Source organism: Mycobacterium xenopi (assembly GCF_009936235.1).
Lineage (GTDB): Bacteria > Actinomycetota > Actinomycetes > Mycobacteriales > Mycobacteriaceae > Mycobacterium > Mycobacterium xenopi.
In genome coordinates, this window is the sequence record NZ_AP022314.1 from 3,325,638 (window position 1) to 3,344,102 (window position 18,465).

General features: G+C 67.9%; 19 protein-coding genes and 1 pseudogene. 3 read left to right on the plus strand and 17 right to left on the minus strand.

Annotation, left to right across the window (positions count from 1 at the left end; genetic code table 11):
• Positions 1 to 56: 56 nt before the first annotated feature.
• The 10 genes from MYXE_RS15690 to MYXE_RS15735 form a co-directional block, all read right to left on the minus strand.
• On the minus strand, positions 57 to 1,559 hold the full coding sequence (locus MYXE_RS15690; RefSeq protein WP_085195012.1) for a cobyric acid synthase: 1,503 nt from the start codon (positions 1,557 to 1,559) through the stop codon (positions 57 to 59).
• Between the two features lie 70 nt (positions 1,560 to 1,629).
• Positions 1,630 to 2,487, minus strand: coding sequence for a type I methionyl aminopeptidase (gene map, locus MYXE_RS15695; protein ID WP_003919441.1), 858 nt, complete (start codon positions 2,485 to 2,487; stop codon positions 1,630 to 1,632).
• A gap of 37 nt (positions 2,488 to 2,524) precedes the next feature.
• Positions 2,525 to 3,100, minus strand: coding sequence for a DUF1707 SHOCT-like domain-containing protein (locus MYXE_RS15700; RefSeq protein ID WP_003919442.1), 576 nt, complete (start codon positions 3,098 to 3,100; stop codon positions 2,525 to 2,527).
• Between the two features lie 57 nt (positions 3,101 to 3,157).
• Complete coding sequence (locus MYXE_RS15705) at positions 3,158 to 4,966, minus strand: penicillin-binding transpeptidase domain-containing protein (RefSeq protein WP_003919443.1); 1,809 nt, start codon at positions 4,964 to 4,966, stop codon at positions 3,158 to 3,160.
• 147 nt (positions 4,967 to 5,113) lie between these two features.
• Positions 5,114 to 5,968 carry a GNAT family N-acetyltransferase gene (locus tag MYXE_RS15710; RefSeq protein WP_003919444.1) on the minus strand — a complete coding sequence of 285 codons (855 nt, stop codon included), beginning with the start codon at positions 5,966 to 5,968 and terminating at the stop codon, positions 5,114 to 5,116.
• Positions 5,969 to 6,010: 42 nt separating this feature from the next.
• A complete protein-coding gene (ispG, locus tag MYXE_RS15715; protein WP_085195010.1) occupies positions 6,011 to 7,171 on the minus strand; it encodes a flavodoxin-dependent (E)-4-hydroxy-3-methylbut-2-enyl-diphosphate synthase in 1,161 nt (386 codons plus the stop codon).
• Between the two features lie 8 nt (positions 7,172 to 7,179).
• Positions 7,180 to 8,382, minus strand: a complete 1,203-nt coding sequence (locus MYXE_RS15720) for a M50 family metallopeptidase (RefSeq protein WP_085195008.1) — start codon at positions 8,380 to 8,382, stop codon at positions 7,180 to 7,182.
• Positions 8,379 to 9,542, minus strand: coding sequence for a 1-deoxy-D-xylulose-5-phosphate reductoisomerase (dxr, locus tag MYXE_RS15725; protein ID WP_085195006.1), 1,164 nt, complete (start codon positions 9,540 to 9,542; stop codon positions 8,379 to 8,381). The genes MYXE_RS15720 and dxr overlap by 4 nt, the downstream gene beginning before the upstream one ends.
• Positions 9,539 to 10,300, minus strand: a complete 762-nt coding sequence (locus MYXE_RS15730) for a DUF4097 family beta strand repeat-containing protein (protein ID WP_003919448.1) — start codon at positions 10,298 to 10,300, stop codon at positions 9,539 to 9,541. The genes dxr and MYXE_RS15730 overlap by 4 nt, the downstream gene beginning before the upstream one ends.
• 21 nt (positions 10,301 to 10,321) lie before the next feature.
• Entirely contained in the window at positions 10,322 to 10,771 is a 450-nt protein-coding gene (locus MYXE_RS15735) for a DUF1778 domain-containing protein (RefSeq protein ID WP_085195004.1), read from the minus strand.
• Positions 10,772 to 10,889: 118 nt separating this feature from the next.
• Here MYXE_RS15735 and MYXE_RS15740 point away from each other — a divergent pair, with 118 nt between their 5' ends.
• Entirely contained in the window at positions 10,890 to 11,144 is a 255-nt protein-coding gene (locus tag MYXE_RS15740) for a DUF2631 domain-containing protein (protein WP_039889544.1), read from the plus strand.
• Between the two features lie 3 nt (positions 11,145 to 11,147).
• Here MYXE_RS15740 and MYXE_RS15745 read toward each other — a convergent pair whose 3' ends face one another.
• The 6 genes from MYXE_RS15745 to pyrH all read right to left on the minus strand — a co-directional run bounded on the left by MYXE_RS15745 (position 11,148) and on the right by pyrH (position 16,028).
• On the minus strand, positions 11,148 to 12,011 hold the full coding sequence (locus MYXE_RS15745; protein ID WP_085195002.1) for a cytochrome c biogenesis CcdA family protein: 864 nt from the start codon (positions 12,009 to 12,011) through the stop codon (positions 11,148 to 11,150).
• Between the two features lie 12 nt (positions 12,012 to 12,023).
• Positions 12,024 to 12,533, minus strand: coding sequence for a protein disulfide oxidoreductase (locus MYXE_RS15750; RefSeq protein WP_085195000.1), 510 nt, complete (start codon positions 12,531 to 12,533; stop codon positions 12,024 to 12,026).
• Positions 12,534 to 12,618: 85 nt separating this feature from the next.
• Entirely contained in the window at positions 12,619 to 13,704 is a 1,086-nt protein-coding gene (gene rlmN, locus MYXE_RS15755; RefSeq protein WP_003919453.1) for a dual-specificity RNA methyltransferase RlmN, read from the minus strand.
• A 22-nt stretch (positions 13,705 to 13,726) separates the two neighbouring features.
• Complete coding sequence (locus MYXE_RS15760; protein WP_085194998.1) at positions 13,727 to 14,626, minus strand: phosphatidate cytidylyltransferase; 900 nt, start codon at positions 14,624 to 14,626, stop codon at positions 13,727 to 13,729.
• Between the two features lie 17 nt (positions 14,627 to 14,643).
• A complete protein-coding gene (gene frr / locus MYXE_RS15765) occupies positions 14,644 to 15,201 on the minus strand; it encodes a ribosome recycling factor (RefSeq protein ID WP_003919456.1) in 558 nt (185 codons plus the stop codon).
• 74 nt (positions 15,202 to 15,275) lie between these two features.
• Positions 15,276 to 16,028, minus strand: coding sequence for a UMP kinase (gene pyrH, locus MYXE_RS15770; protein WP_003919458.1), 753 nt, complete (start codon positions 16,026 to 16,028; stop codon positions 15,276 to 15,278).
• A gap of 426 nt (positions 16,029 to 16,454) precedes the next feature.
• Here pyrH and mbp1 point away from each other — a divergent pair, with 426 nt between their 5' ends.
• Both mbp1 and MYXE_RS15780 read left to right on the plus strand, forming a co-directional pair.
• Positions 16,455 to 16,697 (plus strand): microaggregate-binding protein 1, encoded by a 243-nt coding sequence (gene mbp1, locus MYXE_RS15775; RefSeq protein ID WP_085195069.1) that lies wholly within the window; start codon positions 16,455 to 16,457, stop codon positions 16,695 to 16,697.
• A 313-nt stretch (positions 16,698 to 17,010) separates the two neighbouring features.
• Positions 17,011 to 17,391: pseudogene (locus tag MYXE_RS15780) on the plus strand (PAS domain-containing protein); the annotation flags it as partial.
• Between the two features lie 406 nt (positions 17,392 to 17,797).
• Here the strand turns inward: MYXE_RS15780 and MYXE_RS15785 are convergent.
• The gene (locus tag MYXE_RS15785) at positions 17,798 to 18,283 is read right to left on the minus strand and encodes an MPT63 family protein (protein ID WP_085194994.1); all 486 of its coding nucleotides are present in this window, start codon (positions 18,281 to 18,283) and stop codon (positions 17,798 to 17,800) included.
• Positions 18,284 to 18,465: the final 182 nt, after the last annotated feature.

Sequence of the window (18,465 nt, forward strand, 5' to 3'; positions counted from 1 at the left end):
CTCGCCGCATTGACCCACACGTATACGGGAGGGGCGTATTGGCAACTGCGGCACTGCTATTCGCCCAGCCGGCAGGCGATGTGCGGACGCGGGGGCGGCCCGTCGTCCAGCAGCCCGGTGATCGCGTCAATATCGACGTGCGCGGCCAATAGATCTGCGATCAAGTCCAATTGGGCATCGCGGCAGGCCGCGACGTCGACATCGGCGGCGACCACGAACCCGTGGCGGCCGGCCGCGGCCGCAGCGTCGGTCAACCACCGCCGGCGAAACGCGTCGTTGTCGAACAGCCCGTGCCAATGGGTGCCGAACACGTGACCGCGTCGATAGCCCTGCGGGCCGTCGCCCGCCTCGAACCATGTCGCCTCGCTACAGCGCTGCACCCGGCCGTGGTGGATCTCGTAGCCGGTGAGCGGGCTTTGCCATCGGCGAAGCACCTTGTCGGTGTCGAACACGATGTCGGCGTCCAGCAGGCCGAGCCCCTCGACCTGCCCGGATTTGGTTTCGACCGCGTCGTCGATGGTCCGGCACAGCATCTGAAAACCACCGCAGATGCCCAGCACCACGCGGCCCGACCGGGCGTGGGCGATCACGGCCCGGGCCAGTCCGCGCTCGTGCAGCCAGCGCAGGTCGGCGACGGTGGCCTTGCTGCCGGGCACCACGATCACGTCGACGTCGGCCACGTCGGCGGGTTCGCTGGCCCAGCGCACCAGCACACCGGGTTCGCAGGCCAGCGCCTCGATGTCGGTGGAATTGGAGATCCGCGGCAGGCGCAATGCGGCGACTCGCAGCCATTGGCGGCCGCGCGGCGGCGCTGGGAGGCCCAGTACCCGGTTGGCCTGCACCGACACCGAGTCCTCGGCGTCGAGCCAGAGCTGTTCGGCGTACGGCAGCACGCCGTAGGTGGGCCGGCCGGTCAGTTCGTGAAGTTGTCGCAAACCAGGGGCCAGTAGCGCGGGATCACCGCGGAATTTGTTGACGATGAACCCGGCGACGAGTGCCTGGTCTTGCGGGTCGAGCAGCGCGACGGTGCCGAACAGGTGGGCCAGCAGGCCGCCGCGGTCGATGTCACCGACCACGATCACTGGCAGGTGTGCCGCCCGGGCCAGGCCGAGGTTAGCCAAATCTGTTGCGCGCAGGTTGATCTCCGCGGCCGACCCAGCACCCTCGCAGATCACCGCGTCGAATTCGGCTCGCAGGCTTGACAACTCGGCGGCCACCACTGCAGCCAGTCGATCCCGGTGCGCCCAGTAGCCGGCCGCGGTGACCGAGTCGGCCACCTGTCCCCGGATCACCAGCTGCGATGTGCGCTCACCACCGGGTTTGAGCAGGATCGGGTTGAACCTGATGCTGGGTTCCAGGCCCGCGGCCCGGGCTTGCATGGCCTGTGCGCGGCCGATTTCGCCGCCCTCGACGGTGACGACGGAATTGTTGGACATGTTCTGGGCTTTGAACGGTGCGACGCCCAGCCCCTTGCGGGCCAGCAGCCGACACAAGCCCGCGACGACGATGGACTTGCCGGCGTCGCTGCAGGTGCCGGCCACCAGCAGGGCCCCGCTCACGTTGCTGTGGCGAGCAGACGCAGAATCGCACGATCGCCACCTCGAAAGTGCGATTCTGCGTCTGCTCGCGCTAGAGGCATGTGAGGATTTCGGCGCCGGTGTCGGTGACGAGCAGCGTGTGCTCGAACTGAGCACTCCACTTGCGGTCCTTGGTTACCACCGTCCACCCGTCGTCCCAGATTTCGTAGTCCAGCGCACCGAGGTTGATCATCGGCTCGATGGTGAACGTCATCCCCGGCTCGAGGACGGTGGTAACAGCGGGCTGGTCGTAGTGCAGCACCACCAGCCCGTTGTGAAACGTAGTGCCGATGCCGTGCCCGGTGAAGTCACGAACGACGTTGTAGCCGAACCGGTTTGCGTAGGACTCGATCACCCGGCCGATCACCGACAACGAACGGCCCGGTTTGACCGCTTTGATCGCGCGCATCATTGCCTCGCGAGTGCGCTCCACCAGCAGCCGATGCTCCTCGGAGACGTCACCGGCCAGAAACGTCGCGTTGGTGTCACCGTGCACTCCGTGGATGTAGGCGGTGACATCGATGTTGACGATGTCGCCGTCCTCGATCACCGTCGAATCCGGAATCCCATGGCAGATCACCTCGTTCAACGACGTGCAGCACGACTTCGGAAAACCCTTGTAGCCCAACGTCGACGGGTAGGCGCCGTGGTCGATCATGTATTCGTGTGCGATACGGTCCAGTTCGTCGGTCGTCACCCCAGGCGCGACCGCCTTTCCCGCCTCGGCCAGCGCGCCGGCCGCGATCCGGCCCGCGATGCGCATCTTCTCGATGACCTCGGGCGTCTGCACCCACGGCTCACTGCCCTCTCGCGCGGTCGGCTTGCCCACGTATTCCGGACGCGGGATCGACTTGGGCACCGGCAGTGTCGGAGACAGCACGCCAGGGGACAGCGCGGCTCGCACAGGCATGCCGCCAGCTTACTGGCGGTCCCCCGGGCGATCAGACTTAGCGGCGTTTCAGCCAGGACCGGCGCGGCCCGCGGATGACCACCGATCCACACACCACCCGGCCGGTCAGCACCACATGCGGAGTGCCTTCGGCCGGGGCGTTCTTACGGCGGTCGGTGGCGCTGCCGACGTAGACCTCGACGTCGTCGATCGAGGCGCTGGCACCGTCGGGCAGGCGGATGTCGACGCCGCCGAATTTCATGTCGAGCTCGATGACCACCACAGGTCCGGCGAAACGGGCCTTGACCAGGTCCAATTCGACCGGGCCCAGGCGGCGCACCAGCGCCAGCCGGGTCGGCACGATCCATTCACCGTGGCGTTTGAGTGATCCCAGCCAGCCGCGCAACTCGACACGGTCAGCAGCCGACGTGACGATCGCGCCGGGGCCGGGCAGGTCGCCGACCAGGCCGTCAAGTTCGCCACGGGTGCGGGCGTACGAGACCTGCGACGAGCGCTGCTCGAACTCGTTGATGTCGATCAGTCCGAGCGCGACGGCGTTGTGCAGCCGCCGCAGGGTGCCGTTGCGGTCGGCGTCCGAGATCCGCAGGTCGGCCAATTCGTCGGGGCGGGTCATAGCGGTTTTAATGTACCGCTGCCCGGGTGTGTGGGCTGTCGCGGAAACCCCGGGATATCAGGTCAGGTAGTCGGCGGGCAGTTGATCGAACATGAACTTGGTCATCCGCACCGCGTACTCCGAACTGCCGCCGCCGACGATCAGCGACGCGAACGCCATATCGCCGCGGTAGCCGGCGAACCAGGAATGCGACCCGCCGGGGAATTCGGCTTCACCCGTCTTCCCGAATACCGCGCCGCAGTCGGAGATGTCGGATGCGGTGCCGTTGGTCACCACCAGCCGCATCATCGGGCGCAGCCCGTCGAGCATCTTGGGGGTGATCGCGGTGCTGTCCCCGGCGACCTTCGTCGGTCGTCCCTCGATGAGCTGCGGCAGCGGCGTCTTGCCGGCCGCGACCGTGGCCGCGGCCAGGGCCATGCCGAACGGGCTGGCCAGCACCTTGCCCTGGCCGAACCCGTCCTCGGTACGTTCGGCCAGGTCGACGGTCGGCGGAACGGATCCCGTCACAGTGGGGATGCCGTCGACCTGGTAGTCGAGGCCCAGCCCGTACTGGGCGGCCGTCTGCGACAGGCCGCGTGGCGGCATCCGGCTGGCCAGCTCGGCGAACGTGGTGTTGCACGAACTGGCGAACGCGCGCGACATCGGCACCACGCCGAGGTCGAATCCGCCGTAGTTCGGAATGGTGCGATGCCCGATGTCGATCTCACCCGGGCAGCCCAACAGCGTGTTCGGCGTGGCCATGTCGCGCTCCAGCGCCGCGCCGGCGGTCACCATCTTGAAGGTCGAGCCGGGGGGGTACAGGCCGGTGGTGGCGACCGGGCCGTCGGCGTCGGCGGCGGCGTTCTGCGCGACGGCGAGGATCTCCCCGGTCGACGGCTTGATCACGACGATCATGGCCTTGCGGGCCTGGTTGTCCACGGCGTGCTGGGCGGCGTCTTGCACCGCGCGGTCCAGGCTGATCGTGATCGAGGGAGCGGGTGACGGCTCGACCTCGTGCAGCACGGCCACGTCGACACCGTTCTGGTTGACGCTGACCACCCGCCAGCCCGCCTGGCCGTCGAGTTGGTCGACCACGGCCTTCTTCACCTCGCTGATGACGGCCGGTGCGAACCGGTCATCGGTCGGCAGCAGTTCGGCTTGCGGCGTGATCACCACCCCGGGCAGGTTGCCGATCGCGGGGGCGACACGGTTGTTGTCGTCGACGCGCAGCGTGATCAGGTCCAGCGGCTTGCGCGACGAGCTGGCCTGCTCGGCCAACTGCTGCGGATCCAGCGTGTCGTCGAACGGCCGCAGCGCGTCGGCCACCGCGCGGGCCGTGCCGATCAGCTGAGCGCCGGCCCGGCTGGCGTCCAGCGTGTAGTGGTACAGGTAGCCCGGGACCAGCACGTCGGTGCCGCCGGCCTCGTTCACCGAGGCCCGCCGCGGCGGGTCGGCGCGCAGCGCGAACGTCTGGTGGTCGCCGAGCTTGGGATGCAATCCGGTAGCGGTCCACCGGACCTGCCAGCGGCCCTCGTCGCGCGCCATCTTCAGCTGGCCGTCGTAGGTCCAGGTCCGGTTCTTGGGCAGATGCCACGTGTAGCGGTAGGCGACGGTTCCGGTGTCCTCGGTGTACTTGGCGCCCAGTACCCGGGCATCCAGGTGGCTGGCCTGCAGGCCCGCCCAGGCCGCGTTGAGCGCTGCGCGGGCATCGCTGGGATCGTCGGTGAGCTGGGCCGCGGTGGCCGTGTCACCGGTGGCCAGTGCGGCAAAGAAGCGCTCGGCGGCCGGACCGGGGCCGTCGGGACGCGGGGTGCAACCCGCTGCGGCGAGCACCGCAGCCAAAACCAAGCACGCAGGGGCTGATACAAATGAGGTTTTTGTTGCCATTGAGGCTGATGTTAAGCGCGGTGTCGGCCTCGCGGCGAAAGCCACACCGATACCGAACCGTTACGCACGGCGGGATCGCGGAGCGACATGCCACTGCGAATAACTCGGGGTCGCTTATTCCGTCGCCGCGATGCGCGCGCGGCGCCGTCAGTCCAGCAGCACGGTGGCGAACGTGCCGACCTCACGGAAGCCGACCCGGGCGTAGGCGGCGCGGGCCACGGTGTTGAAGTCGTTGACGTACAGGCTGGCAATGCGTCCGGTGCCCACGATCACCGCCGCCAGCGTGGCGGTGCCGGCGGCCCCCAAACCCCGCCCGCGGCGCTCCGGATGCACCCAGACCCCCTGTATCTGGCCCACCGCCGGCGACTGCGAGCCGACCTCGGCCTTGAAGATGACCTCGCCGTCCTCGAAGCGCGCCCACGCGCGCCCCGCCGAGATCAGGTTGGCGACCCGGCGGCGATACCCTCGACCGCCGTCGCCTAGCCGCGGATCGACACCCACCTCGCCGATGAACATGTCGACGGCCGCGACCAGATACGCGTCGAGCTCGTCAGGCCGCACCTGGCGCACCTCGGGGTCGATCGCACAGGCGGGCATGCAGTTCAAGGCCATCAACGGCTGGCGGTCACGCACGTCGCGGGCCGGGCCCCAAGCGGATTCCAGCCGCCGCCACATCGGCATCACCAGTTCGGCCCGCCCGACCAGCGACGAGCAGCGGCGCGCCGCGCTCATCGCCTCGTCGGCGAAGGCGTGCAGATCCTCCAGCGCGCCGCGCAGCGGAATCAGGTTGGCTCCCGCATAGCACAGCGACTCGTCAGCTCCGCGGCGTGTCCACAGTTCGCCGCCGATCGCGTTGGGGTCGATGCCGTGGTCGGCGACCCGCGCGGCGACCATGCACGATCCGACGGGGTCGGCGTCGAGGACCCGGCCCACGGCCGCGGCGTCGCGCACCACCGACACCCGTCGCTCGTCGACCAGGCGAAAGATGGGCGGAGCCGACATAGGGAGTCTTTCTGTGCGGCCGGGTGGCCCGAATAGCCTTTATTAGCTTACGGTCACAACGGGTGAACCGCTCGTAGTTGTGCCCGCTTCGGAGCCCATCTGGGAAGCCAGCCGCATGGCTTCTTCGATCAGCGTCTCGACGATCTGCGACTCGGGGACGGTCTTGATCACTTCCCCGCGCACGAAAATCTGGCCCTTACCGTTGCCCGACGCGACGCCCAGGTCGGCCTCGCGGGCCTCCCCCGGACCGTTGACCACACAGCCCATCACCGCCACCCGCAGCGGCACCTCAAGGCCCTCGAGCCCGGCACTGACTTCGTTGGCCAGCGTGTAGACATCGACCTGGGCGCGACCGCACGACGGGCAGGACACGATCTCCAGCGAACGCGGCCGCAGATTGAGCGACTCCAGGATCTGGTTGCCGACCTTGACTTCCTCGACCGGCGGCGCCGACAGCGAGACCCGGATGGTGTCGCCGATGCCCTTGCTCAGCAATGCGCCGAAGGCCACCGCGGACTTGACGGTGCCTTGGAACGCCGGCCCGGCCTCGGTGACACCGAGGTGCAGCGGGTAGTCGCATTGGGATGCCAAGAGCTCGTAGGCCTGCACCATGACGACGGGGTCGGTGTGCTTGACGCTGATCTTGATGTTGCCGAAGCCGTGCTCCTCGAACAGCGAGGCTTCCCACAGCGCGGACTCGACCAGCGCTTCGGGGGTGGCCTTGCCGTACTTCTCCAGGAAGCGTTTGTCCAGCGAGCCGGCGTTGACGCCGATGCGGATCGGGATGCCGGCATCACCGGCGGCCTTGGCGACCTCGGCGACCCGGCCGTCGAACTCCTTGATGTTGCCCGGGTTTACCCGCACCGCCGCGCAGCCCGCCTCGATCGCGGCGAAGATGTAGCGCGGCTGGAAGTGGATGTCGGCGATCACCGGGATCTGGCTGTGCCGGGCGATTTCGGCCAGCGCGTCGGCGTCCTCCTGGCGTGGGCAGGCCACCCGCACGATGTCGCAGCCGGCGGCGGTCAGCTCGGCGATCTGCTGCAGGGTGGCGTTGACGTCGTGGGTTTTGGTGGTGCACATCGACTGCACCGAGATCGGATAGTCGCTGCCCACCCCGACGTCGCCGACCATCAACTGACGCGTCTTGCGGCGCGGCGCCAAAGTCGGCGCGGGCGATGCCGGCATCCCTAGGCCGACGCTCATCGGTTCTCCTACTGAAACAGCCTGATCGGGTTGACCAGATCGGCGGTCACGGTCAACAGCATGTAGCCGACCACTAGCACCAACACTACGTAAGTTGCCGGCATCAGCTTGAGGTAGTTCACCGGCGCGGCCGCGACCATGCCGCGCGCCGAGCGGATCATGTTGCGGATCTTCTCGTACACCGCGATCGCGATGTGCCCGCCATCGAACGGCAGCAACGGCACCAGGTTGATCGCACCCAAAACAAAGTTCAGCTGGGCCAAGAAGAACCAGAACGCCACCCACAGCCCATGGTTGACGGTGTCGCCGCCGATAATCGACGCGCCCACCACGCTGATCGGTGTCTCCGGGTCGCGCTGGCCGCCGCCGATGGCATGCACCAGCGCGCCGACCTTGGTCGGGATCGCGGCCAGCGCCTTGCCCAGCTCGACGGACAAGTCGCCGGTGAAGGTGAAGGTGGCCGGGACGGCGGAGATGACGTTGTACCGCGTCGGCGGGTAGGCCTTGGGCGCCACGCCGATCATGCCGACACTCGACGGCGTGTCACTGTTGCCGGCCCAGCGCTGGGTGGGGACGACGGTGACCGGCAAGGTGAGCGTCTTGCCGTCGCGCTCGATGACGAACGGGACCGTGCCGTGCTGCTTGCGCACCGCGGCCGCCATCTCGTCGAAGGTGCGCACATCGGTGTCGCCGACCTTGACCACGACGTCGCCGACGCGGATCCCGGCGGCCGCGGCAGGACCGGGGCCGGTGCACTGCGCGAACTGGCCTTTACTTACTTCCGCTGGGACACACGCGGTTTCGCCGACAACCGCCGCAGTGGGCGGATGCAGATTAGGCAGGCCCCAGGCCACGGCGATCACGTAGACCAGCAGCAAGCCAATGAGGAAGTTCATGCCCGGGCCGGCGAGCAGCACCGCGGCGCGCTTCCAGGTTTTCTGCTTGTACATGGCGCGGTCGCGTTCGTCGGGCGCGAGGTCCTCGACCACCGTCATCCCGGCGATGTCGCAAAAACCGCCCGCCGGAATGGCCTTGACGCCGTATTCGGTCTCGCCGCGCCGCGTCGACCACAATGTCGGGCCGAACCCGACGAAATAACGACGGACCTTCATCCCGGTGGCGCGCGCTACCCACATATGCCCGCACTCGTGCAGCGCCACCGAGATCAAAAGGGCCGCCGCGAATGCCACGACGCCGAACACGAACATCATCGGGTGGGCATGACCTCCTGGGTGACGGCGCGGCGCGCCCGTTCACGCGCCCAGCGCTGCGCATCGAGTACGTCATCCACGGTAGCGGGTTCCGCGGCCCACTCGTCGGCATCGGCGAGCACGTCGGCGATGGTGCGCACGATCGCGGGAAAGCTGATCCGCCCGGCCAGAAATGCCGCGGCTGCTTCCTCATTGGCGGCGTTGTAGACGGCGGTCAGGCAGCCGCCGGCCCGCCCGGCGCGCCGGGCCAGCTCCACCGCCGGGAAGACCTCGGTGTCCAGCGGTTCGAACTCCCAGCAAGACGCCGTGGAAAAGTCGCAGGCAGCGGCGGCGCCGGGCACCCGGTCGGGCCAGCCCAACGCCAGCGCGATCGGCAGCTTCATGTCCGGGGGGCTGGCCTGGGCAATGGTCGAGCCGTCGGTGAACGTGACCATCGAGTGCACGATCGACTGCGGGTGGACGACGACGTCGATGCGCTCGTAGGGCACGCCGAACAGCAGATGAGTTTCGATCAGCTCGAGCCCCTTGTTGACCAGCGACGCCGAATTCAGTGTGTTCATCGGCCCCATCGACCAGGTCGGATGCGCCCCGGCCTGCTGGGGGGTGACGTGCTCGAGCTCAGCGGCCGACCAGCCGCGGAACGGCCCACCGGAGGCGGTGAGCACAATCTTGGCGACCTCGTCGGAGGCGCCGCTGCGCAGGCATTGGGCCATCGCGGAATGCTCGGAGTCGACGGGCACGATCTGCCCCGGCTTGGCCGCCCGCAGCACCAGTGGGCCGCCGGCGACCAGCGATTCCTTGTTGGCCAGCGCCAGCCTGGCGCCGGTGGCCAGCGCGGCCAGGGTGGGCTTTAGGCCGAGCGCCCCCACCAGGGCGTTGAGCACGACGTCGGCCTGCGTGTCTTCGATTAGCCGGATGACGGCATCGGGTCCGCGGTAGGCGACGTCGCCGATCGTCTCGGCCGCGCCCTCGTCGGTGACCGCGACATTGCTCACGCCGGTCTCGGCGCGTTGCCGGGCGAACAGCTCGGGATGCCCGCCGCCCGCCGCCAGGCCGACCACCTCGAAGCGGTCCGGGTTGGCGGTGATGACCTCCAGGGCCTGGGTGCCGATCGAGCCGGTGCTGCCCAGCACCAGAACTTTGACGCGGCGGCTGGTCACCCACCTATTGTGCCGTGTGCCTGCACGGCCCGGTGAATGTCGACGTCGCCGGAGCCGGTGCGCACCCGGATCAGCAGCGTCTCGTCCCCTTCAGCGGGTCCCTCGGACGACCGCAGCTGGTTGGTGACGACGCCTGAGCCGGTCACGATGTCGAGTTGAGCGGCGGTGCCCTCGGGTATGCCGAGTTCGATGTCGCCGCTGCTGGTGTGGGCGACCGCCGCGCCGCGAACCGCGGCAACGACGTTGACCGCACCCGACGAGGTCTGCGACTTCGCCGTGCCGCAAAGCCGGTCGACGGTCAGCGAGCCGCTGGCAGCCTGGAATTTCAAGTCACCGTCGAGCAGGCCCACGTCGACATTGCCTGACGCGGTAGCCGCCTTGAGCCGGCCGACGATCGACTGCACCGCCAGGTTGCCGCTGGACGAGGCAAACCGGAAGGAGGCGAATTCGCCCTCGGCGTGCACGTCGGCCGAGGCCACCGCCACCTGCACACCGGACTGCGACGGCAATTCGACGACGATGTCGACCGCGCCCATCCGATAACCCAGAAAACCGTGCTTGGCCGGCGCCACGGCCAGTTTGCCGTTGGCGCAGGAGATGCGGGCCTGCTCGGCGGACCGGACGTCGGCTTGGCGGGAGGGGTCGTGCGGGCGAACTTCCACGACGGTGTCGCGGCGGTCGGTGGCGACCAGGCGGACCGAGCCGCTATCGGCTTGGATGCTCGCCGTGATCGGTTGCGGGGTGGCAAAGGTCGGCATCGATTTCTCCTTATGTTGGCGTCAGCGCACCCAGCCGGCGACGTGATGACCGGTGGCGGATTGCGCGGCGGCGGCCGCGGCACGCACCAGCCAGGCGTTCAGCGACGACCCCTCGCGGCGAGCGGCGGCCTCGATCGCCGGGCGCAGGCCTTCGGGCACCCGCAGGGTGATCCGCCAGGTGCCGCCCCCGTCGTCGCCCGTGGCCAGCCGTGCGTCGGTGGGCTCGCCGAGCGGGGCGGACACGATGAACTCCGGGTCGCGGCCACGCAGCCGGATTTCCACCGCGCGCGGGGCCAGCTCACCGGTGATTTCCTCGGCAGCCTCCGACAGGGCCTGCAGCAGGGCCAGCCGGATGGCGGATTCCAGCGCAGCAGTGAGCCGCTCGGCGAGCGCTTGGGCATCCGGGCCACTCGCCGCGGCCGCGACATCGAGCTCGGCTCGCACGGCGTCGACGTACGGCTGCAAGTCCATGCCGCCATGATGACATCATCATGATGTCATCACACGACATCAATCTGGTGCGCCAGGCGCGGCGATCGCCGTGTGCCACAATGGCGCCCGACACCGCCAACCCAACCGAGGAGTCGCCGTGGTCAGTACCGAGGTCGAGCGCCGCGTCGAGGTCGACACCGCCGAGGTGCCATCTGCGGCATGGGGCTGGAGCAAGATCAACTACCGGACCTGGCGCATCACCGGCCTGGCCATCGTCGTGTTTTTGTTGTGCATGCTGCGCGGCAATCACGTCGGCCATATCGAGGACTGGTTCTTGGTCGGGTTCGCCGGCGCGACACTGTTTTTCGTCGTCCGCGACTGGTGGGGCCGCCGCCGGGGCTGGATCAGGTAGGGCTTAGCGCCGCAGCCGACGGTAGACGGTTGCGGCCGCGAGCCCGGCCACGAGCACCGCGAGCGCCACAACCCACGGCCAGCCGCCATGCTGGTGCACCCATCCGGCGAGCACCCGCTGGATGCGGCCGGCGGCGGTGAGCACCGGGTCGCGCGGATTGGCGTGGGCGTGCGCCAGGCGCATCTCGTAGAGGCCGTAGTAGCCGACGTAGAGGCCGACCGCGACAAGCAGCGCGCCGCTGATCCGGTTGACGAACGGCAGGATTGCCCGGATGCGGTCGGCCACTGCCGAACTCGCGGCCGCGGCGGCCACCGCCAGTACGCCGACCACCAACGCGAGGCCGCCGACATAGGCCAGGTAGACCGACACCCGCACCAGCAGGGAGCCGCTGCGCGACGCCGCCGCCGTGACGGCCAAGAACGGCCCGATTGTGCACGACAGCGAGGCGATCGCATAGCTGACGCCGTAGCCGTACATCGACCCGAGCCGCACGGTGGGCGCCCCCCGCCTGCCCAGCGGCGTCAACATCTTGAGCTCACGCCCCATCAGCAGCCAAACTCCCAGCGCCACAAGCACACTGCCGATCAGCACGGTCAGATAGGGCACGTATCGTTGCGCCGCGGCCGCCGCAGAGACCGTCAGCGCCCCGAATAGCCCGAACACGGTGGCAAATCCCAGGGCCATGCCCACGGTGGCGGCCAGCGCGCGGCCCAGTGACGCCACCGACGCGCCCACCGCCGGGGAGTGGCCGGCGCGCTCGCCGCGCACCACCAGCACCAGGTAGGCCGGCAGCATCGCAAAACCACACGGGTTCAGCGCTGCGACCAATCCGGCGGCGAAGGCCAGGCCGACAAGGCCGTGGTTCACAAATAGCGCCTGCTACCGCGTGAGCGCGGCCACACGGTCGGACAACTCCTGCTGCGGCATGGCCGCCGTGGGGTTGTTGACGAATGTGGAGGAGCCGTCCGCCTTATAGAAGACATACGCCGGCTGCCACGGCACGTTGTAGCGGGCCCAGATCGCGCCGTCGGCGTCGTTGAGGTTGGTGAAGTTCAGGTTGTATTTGGAAACGAAATCCTGCATCGCGCCGACGTCGGAGCGTGCTGCCACGCCGACAAACGTGACCGCCGGGTTGGCCGCCGCCACTTGGCTCACACCCGGAGCTTCGGCGTTGCAGAACGGGCACCACGGCGTCCAGAACCACAGCACAGCCGGCTTGCCCTGCAGGCTCGCCCCGTTGAAGGGGGCGCCGCTGAGGGTAGTGGCGGTGAAGTTCAACCGATCGTCGCCTGCCATGGCACGCGGTGCGACGCTCAACCCGAACGCCAGCGCGGCGGCGATGACGCCGACGACCAACGCTTTGATCAAGACTGCGAAGTGAATTCTCATGGCAGACCCCTACTTTCATGTGCTGCCCTTAACCACGCAAAGCTGGCCTGGTTTGTTCAAAATACGCCGACGATTCGCTCCCGGTTCAGTTCTCGGCGGCCAGTTGGCCGCAGGCGGCACTGATTTCACGACCTCGGGTGTCGCGCACGGTGCAGGAGATGCCTGTTCTGCGCACCCGGCGCACGAATTCCCGCTGCGCGGCCTTGGGGCTGGCGTCCCACCGGCTGCCCGGCGTCGGGTTGAGCGGTATCACGTTTACGTGGGCCAGCCGTCCGAGCGCCCCGCGCAGTCGCTCGCCCAGCAACTCCGCGCGCCAGGGTTGGTCGTTGACGTCGCGGATCAGCGCGTATTCGATCGACACCCGCCGCCCGGTCACGTCGGCGTAGTACCGGGCGGCCTCGAGGACCTCCCCGACGTTCCACCGCGTGTTGACCGGAACCAGCGTGTCGCGCAGCTCGTCGTCGGGAGCGTGCAGGGACAGCGCCAACGTCACAGCGAGACGCTCGTCGGCGAGCTTGCGGATCGCCGGCGCCAATCCCACCGTCGACACCGTCACCGCCCGGGCCGAGATCCCGAACCCGGAGGGCTCGATGATGCGGCGCACCGCGGCGACCACCCGCGCGTAGTTGGCCAGCGGCTCGCCCATGCCCATGAACACCACGTTCGACAACCGCTCACCGAAGTCGTCGCGCAGCGCCGCGGCCGCGGTGCGCACCTGTTCGAGGATTTCGGCGGTCGACAGGTTACGGGTCAGCCCGCCCTGCCCGGTCGCGCAGAACGGGCACGCCATCCCGCAGCCGGCCTGTGAGGAGAGGCAGACCGTGTTGCGCTGCGGGTAACGCATCACCACCGACTCGAATGTGGTGCCGTCGCTGGCGCGCCACAATGTTTTGCGGGTCTGCCCGGCGTCGCACGCGAGGACACGGACGACGGTCAGCAGGTTCGGAAACATGGTGGCGGCTACCTGGTCACGCACCGCAACCGGCAGATCGGTCATCTGGTGCGGGTCGGCGGTCAGCCGGCCGAAGTACTGGTGCGCAAGCTGCTTGGCGCGAAACGCCGGCAGGCCCAGTGCCTGGACCGCGGCGACGCGCCCGGCCGCGTCGAGGTCGGCCAGGTGCCGCGGCGGCAGCTTGTGCCGGGGAGCCTCGAACACCAGTGGTGGAGCCATGACTAGTCCAGTATCGGCGCGATTAGGGCAGCAGCGTCAGCACGATCCAGGCCGCCACCGCCGAGGGCAGGAACCCGTCGAACCGATCCAGGATCCCGCCGTGACCGGGTAGCAGGCTGCCCATGTCCTTGATGCCGAGGTCGCGTTTCACTTGGGACTCCACCAGGTCGCCGAGCGTGGCCGTGACCACGAGGACCAGCCCCAGCAACGCCCCCGTCCACCCCGGCTTGCCGGTCAGATAGATCACGCTCACGGTGGTCACGGTGATCCCGAGGACCAGCGAGCCGGCCAGGCCCTCCCAGGTTTTTTTCGGGCTGATCGCCGGCACCATGGGGTGCCTGCCGAACAGCACGCCCGCGGCATACCCACCGACGTCGGAGGCGACGACACCGACCGCCAGGGAAAACGCCCGTCCGGCACCGTCGTGCTGGTAGACCAGCAGGGCAGCAAACGACGCAAACAGCGGAACCCAGGCGGCCAGCAACACCGTCGCCGACACGTCGCGGAGGTAATTCGCCGGGGCAGCATCGGGACGGGGCGCTGCCGTGCGGCCGTGGCGGCTCAGCAACCGCCACATCATGCAGACCACGACGGTGCCACCGAAGCCTGCCAACACGCCACGTGTGCCGAACGGCCAGCTCAGCCACAGCGTGGCCTGGCCGCCGATTACCAGCGGAACAATCGGTAACACGTATCCGGCGGCCCGCAGCTGCCGGGCGACCTCGAGCGTGCCCAGCAGCACACCGACCGCGAGTATCCCGACGAACGCATACCGGGCGTACACCAGGCTGGCGACGACACCGCCACCCAAAAGAACGCCCACAAGGATTGCGATGGGCAGATTGCGGCCGGCCCGAGAGGTCTCGGGCGCGGGCTCCTTGCGCGAACTGCCTGCACCTGTATCTGTGTCTGCCACGGACATGGTTTGCTGATCGGCCGCTAGACCTCCAGCAGCTCGCCTTCCTTGTGTTTGACCAGTTCATCGATCTGGGTGACGTACTGGTGCGTCGTCTTCTCGAGGTCCTTTTCGGCTCGACCGACTTCGTCTTCGCCGGCCTCCCCTTCCTTACGGATACGGTGCAGTTCCTCCATTGCCTTGCGACGGATGTTGCGCACCGAGACCCGCGCTTCCTCGCCCTTGTGCCGTGCTTGTTTGACAAGCTCGCGGCGGCGTTCCTCGGTCAGCTGCGGCACGGCCACCCGGATCAGGGTGCCGTCGTTGGTGGGGTTCACGCCCAAATCGGAGTTCCTGATGGCCGTTTCGATGGCGTGAAGCTGGTTGGCCTCGTACGGCTTGATGACGACCAGCCTGGCCTCGGGCACGTTGATGCTGGCCAACTGGGTGATCGGGGTGGGGGCACCGTAGTAGTCGATGACGATCTTGGAAAACATGCCGGGATTGGCCCGGCCGGTCCGGATGGTCGCCAGATCGTCGCGGGCCACCGAAACGGCTTTTTCCATTCGCTCCTCGGCGTCCAGAAGAACCTCGTCGATCATCTCCGCCGCTCCTCTTCGTCGCTGCGCTGTGCATCGTCGCAGGCGGGTGTCATCTGCGCCGCTCCTCCCCCCGGTCAGGTGGTGACCAGCGTTCCGATCTTCTCACCCGCGACCGCGCGGGCGATATTGCCGTCGGTCAGCAGGTTGAACACCAAGATCGGCATGCCGTTGTCCATGCACAGGCTGAACGCGGTGGCGTCGGCGACCCGCAGTCCGCGGTCGATGACCTCACGGTGACTGATCACGCTGAGCAGTTCGGCGTTGGGGTTGACCCGTGGATCCTCGGCGAACACCCCGTCGACCGCTTTGGCCATCAGCACCACGTCCGCGCCGATCTCCAGCGCCCGCTGCGCGGCCGTCGTGTCGGTGGAAAAGTAGGGCAACCCCATGCCGGCGCCGAAGATCACCACTCGCCCCTTCTCCAGGTGCCGACGGGCCCGCAGCGGGATGTACGGCTCGGCGACCTGCCCCATGGTGATGGCGGTCTGAACGCGGGTGACAATGCCCTCTTTCTCTAGAAAGTCTTGCAGCGCAAGGCTATTCATGACAGTGCCCAGCATTCCCATGTAGTCGGAGCGGGTGCGTTCCATGCCGCGCTGCTGCAGTTGGGCACCGCGGAAGAAGTTGCCGCCACCGATTACCACTGCGACCTGCACGCCGTCGCGGACCACCTCGGCGATCTGGCGGGCCACCTGCGCCACCACGTCAGGATCCAGGCCCACCTGCCCGCCGCCGAACATCTCGCCACCGAGCTTGAGCAGCACGCGCGCGTACTTGGGCCGGCTCGACAGGTCGCCGCCTTGCCCGTTGTCCTGCGGCTCGGTCATCAGACTCCTCGTATAAGAGCGCCATCCCGGCGACCACACCTAGAACGGCAACCCGATCCTCCCGCATGGCCGTCCCCCGGGAGGTAATTCTGCGCCGAACGTGAAACCAGAGCGAAAATTTCGCCCTTGGATTCAAGCGGTGGCTGCGCGCTCGCCGTCCAACTTAATACCCGTGGGCTGCACCGTCGCCCCAGCCAGACCCGCGCCGCCGCGGTCGGGCCGCCCGGGCGAGGACATGGCACGTGTCGAGCACGACCCGCTGCACAGCACCCGACCGGCAGGTGACCGCGCCGACGCGGCTGGCGAAGGCCGCGGCGCATGTTTGACTCTCCGGCCGCGCGGGAATGCGACGCTTGCGGCGGGGAAATCCATGAACTCAACGACATGGCCTCGCGGCGCCGATTAGCAGCCAACGAGGAGGAATCCATGGCGGAAGAAAACAGGAGCGGACCCGCAGAAGGCGTGAAGGGCGTCGTCGAAGACGTCAAGGGCAAGGCCAAGGAAGCGGTCGGCAACCTAGCTGGCCAAGACGAACTGGCCCGTGAGGGCAAGGCCCAGCAAGAAAAGGCCCAGGCGCAGCGAGACGCCGCCAAGAAGGAAGCCGAAGCCGAAGCGGCCCGCGGCGGCGCGGAGGCCGCGGAGAAGAAGCAGCAAACCCACCAGGAATAGCTCGGCAGAAAAGACGGGCCCGGTTCTTGACACATGGACCGGGCCCGTCGGCTGTGCAGCGGTGGGGTAAGCCCCGGTGTGGCAAATGTCACCGCGTCGGTTCATCACCGGTTCACGATCGCCATGTTCAATTGGTTAGTGCCCGGGCCACTTACTTACCGGCGCGGACCAAATGGGATCAGCTAGGCGACGAGCGGCCTTCCCGGCGGCGTAGCCGCGCTCAGTTTCACGCAGACTCGGTCGTTCAACCAACGATGGCGTGTCGTACCGATGAGATATACGGGGAATCATCATGGACACACCAACGCGGTTTCTGTCCTTGGAAGACGGCGGCGCACAGCCCGGCTGGACGCCACCGCTCACCGGTGGATGGTCTGAGCACCTGGGTTGGTTCAGTTTCTATTTCGGCGACGGCCGCTGGGTGTGGTCACCCCAAGTCGAGCAAATGCATGGCTATCGCCCGGGGACGGCAGTTCCAACCACAGAATTGGTGCTGTCCCATGTTCATCCCGACGATCTAGCGCAGGTAGCCCACACCTTGCGGGCACTACGGCGCACACCGCGTCCGTTCAGCTCGCGGCACCGCATCGTGGACGTCGATGACCACATCCATGACGTGGTAGTCAGCGGCGCGCCGTTCTACGACGAACGCGGTGCGCTTCAGGGAATACACGGCTCGTATGTCGACATGACGCCGGCAACCGACGGCTTCGGGGCCGGGGCTGACCGCCAATCCGAATACGCCCGGATGGCGGCGCGCCTGCGTGTGGTGTCCAGCGCCGGTCATACCGACGAGCAGCGGCAACGGGTTCGCGCTGCCACCCGCTGCTGAGCCGCCAGCAATTTCGCTCCCCACAGGCAGATCGCCGAATCGCGTGGACGCCTTACCCGCCCGAGCAGCTGACACCGCCGAATAATCGACGTAGCCCTATCGTCGACACGGGAATCTTCGCCCCGCCGGCCATGGCCTGCGATCGCTCGCACGGAGAGGTGCCCGCTTCTCCCGCAGGACACCTCGCGGCCGCACCGCGGTGTCGTTGTGCCGTCACCAGACGCAACCTCCCCGCGTCGATCGACGCGGGGAGGCCAGCCTGGGCGATTTATGCGTTGGTGGTCCAGATCAGGACGTCTTCGACTCCGTCGTTGTAGACGACGCTGTCCGGCGGAGCGCCGGTCACGTCGAAGTAGATCTTCCCGCTGGCCTGCTGGCCCTGGGCGAGCGGAGCATCGGACAGGCCGTTCGGTGCCGGCTGCGGCGGAATGATCACCCGGTAGTTCTGACCGTTGCCCGCCCGGGCATTGAAGTCTGCGACCAGCGGGGTGACGGTGCCGCTTTGCGCCACCGCGGTCACGTCCGCCTGCCAGATCTTCCCGGCCGGGGGGTAGCCCGGGATCACCACGTTGCTCGGTTGCAGGTTGCTGACCGTATAGGCCGTCACCAGCGGTCCGTCGACCAGCTGTTCGGTGGTGCCGAATCTCTGGATCGTCGGGTTGACGGCAGAAGCCGTTGCAGCAGTGAACACTGTGGCGGTCGCTACCGCGGCCGCGCCGATTGCCGCTTTCACAGCGGCCCTGGTGAACTTCACGCTATCTCCTCTCGATGGAGCCCAGCTTTTGTTCCGGCGGCGCGCACGCTTTGGGCGAACTCCACCGCACGCAACTGTCCATAACCGGTCCACAGCGTCCTCAAACACCGATGGTCGAAGTTGGTCGCCCAGCGTCCAGGCGACGGGCCGCGGCAAATTCGGTTGGCACTGCCTCGAGCTAT

Coding starts and splice junctions, on each gene's coding strand:
- MYXE_RS15700 (WP_003919442.1), bottom strand. CDS start 3,100: ATGACCCGCCCCGACGAATTGGCCGACCTGCGGATCTCGGACGCCGAC.
- rlmN (WP_003919453.1), bottom strand. CDS start 13,704: ATGGCTCCACCACTGGTGTTCGAGGCTCCCCGGCACAAGCTGCCGCCG.
- ispG (WP_085195010.1), bottom strand. CDS start 7,171: ATGAGCGTCGGCCTAGGGATGCCGGCATCGCCCGCGCCGACTTTGGCG.
- map (WP_003919441.1), bottom strand. CDS start 2,487: ATGCCTGTGCGAGCCGCGCTGTCCCCTGGCGTGCTGTCTCCGACACTG.
- pyrH (WP_003919458.1), bottom strand. CDS start 16,028: ATGACCGAGCCGCAGGACAACGGGCAAGGCGGCGACCTGTCGAGCCGG.
- frr (WP_003919456.1), bottom strand. CDS start 15,201: ATGATCGACGAGGTTCTTCTGGACGCCGAGGAGCGAATGGAAAAAGCC.
- MYXE_RS15750 (WP_085195000.1), bottom strand. CDS start 12,533: ATGAGAATTCACTTCGCAGTCTTGATCAAAGCGTTGGTCGTCGGCGTC.
- MYXE_RS15720 (WP_085195008.1), bottom strand. CDS start 8,382: ATGATGTTCGTGTTCGGCGTCGTGGCATTCGCGGCGGCCCTTTTGATC.
- mbp1 (WP_085195069.1), top strand. CDS start 16,455: ATGGCGGAAGAAAACAGGAGCGGACCCGCAGAAGGCGTGAAGGGCGTC.
- MYXE_RS15735 (WP_085195004.1), bottom strand. CDS start 10,771: ATGGACTTGCAGCCGTACGTCGACGCCGTGCGAGCCGAGCTCGATGTC.
- MYXE_RS15730 (WP_003919448.1), bottom strand. CDS start 10,300: ATGCCGACCTTTGCCACCCCGCAACCGATCACGGCGAGCATCCAAGCC.
- MYXE_RS15760 (WP_085194998.1), bottom strand. CDS start 14,626: ATGTCCGTGGCAGACACAGATACAGGTGCAGGCAGTTCGCGCAAGGAG.
- MYXE_RS15705 (WP_003919443.1), bottom strand. CDS start 4,966: ATGGCAACAAAAACCTCATTTGTATCAGCCCCTGCGTGCTTGGTTTTG.
- MYXE_RS15710 (WP_003919444.1), bottom strand. CDS start 5,968: ATGTCGGCTCCGCCCATCTTTCGCCTGGTCGACGAGCGACGGGTGTCG.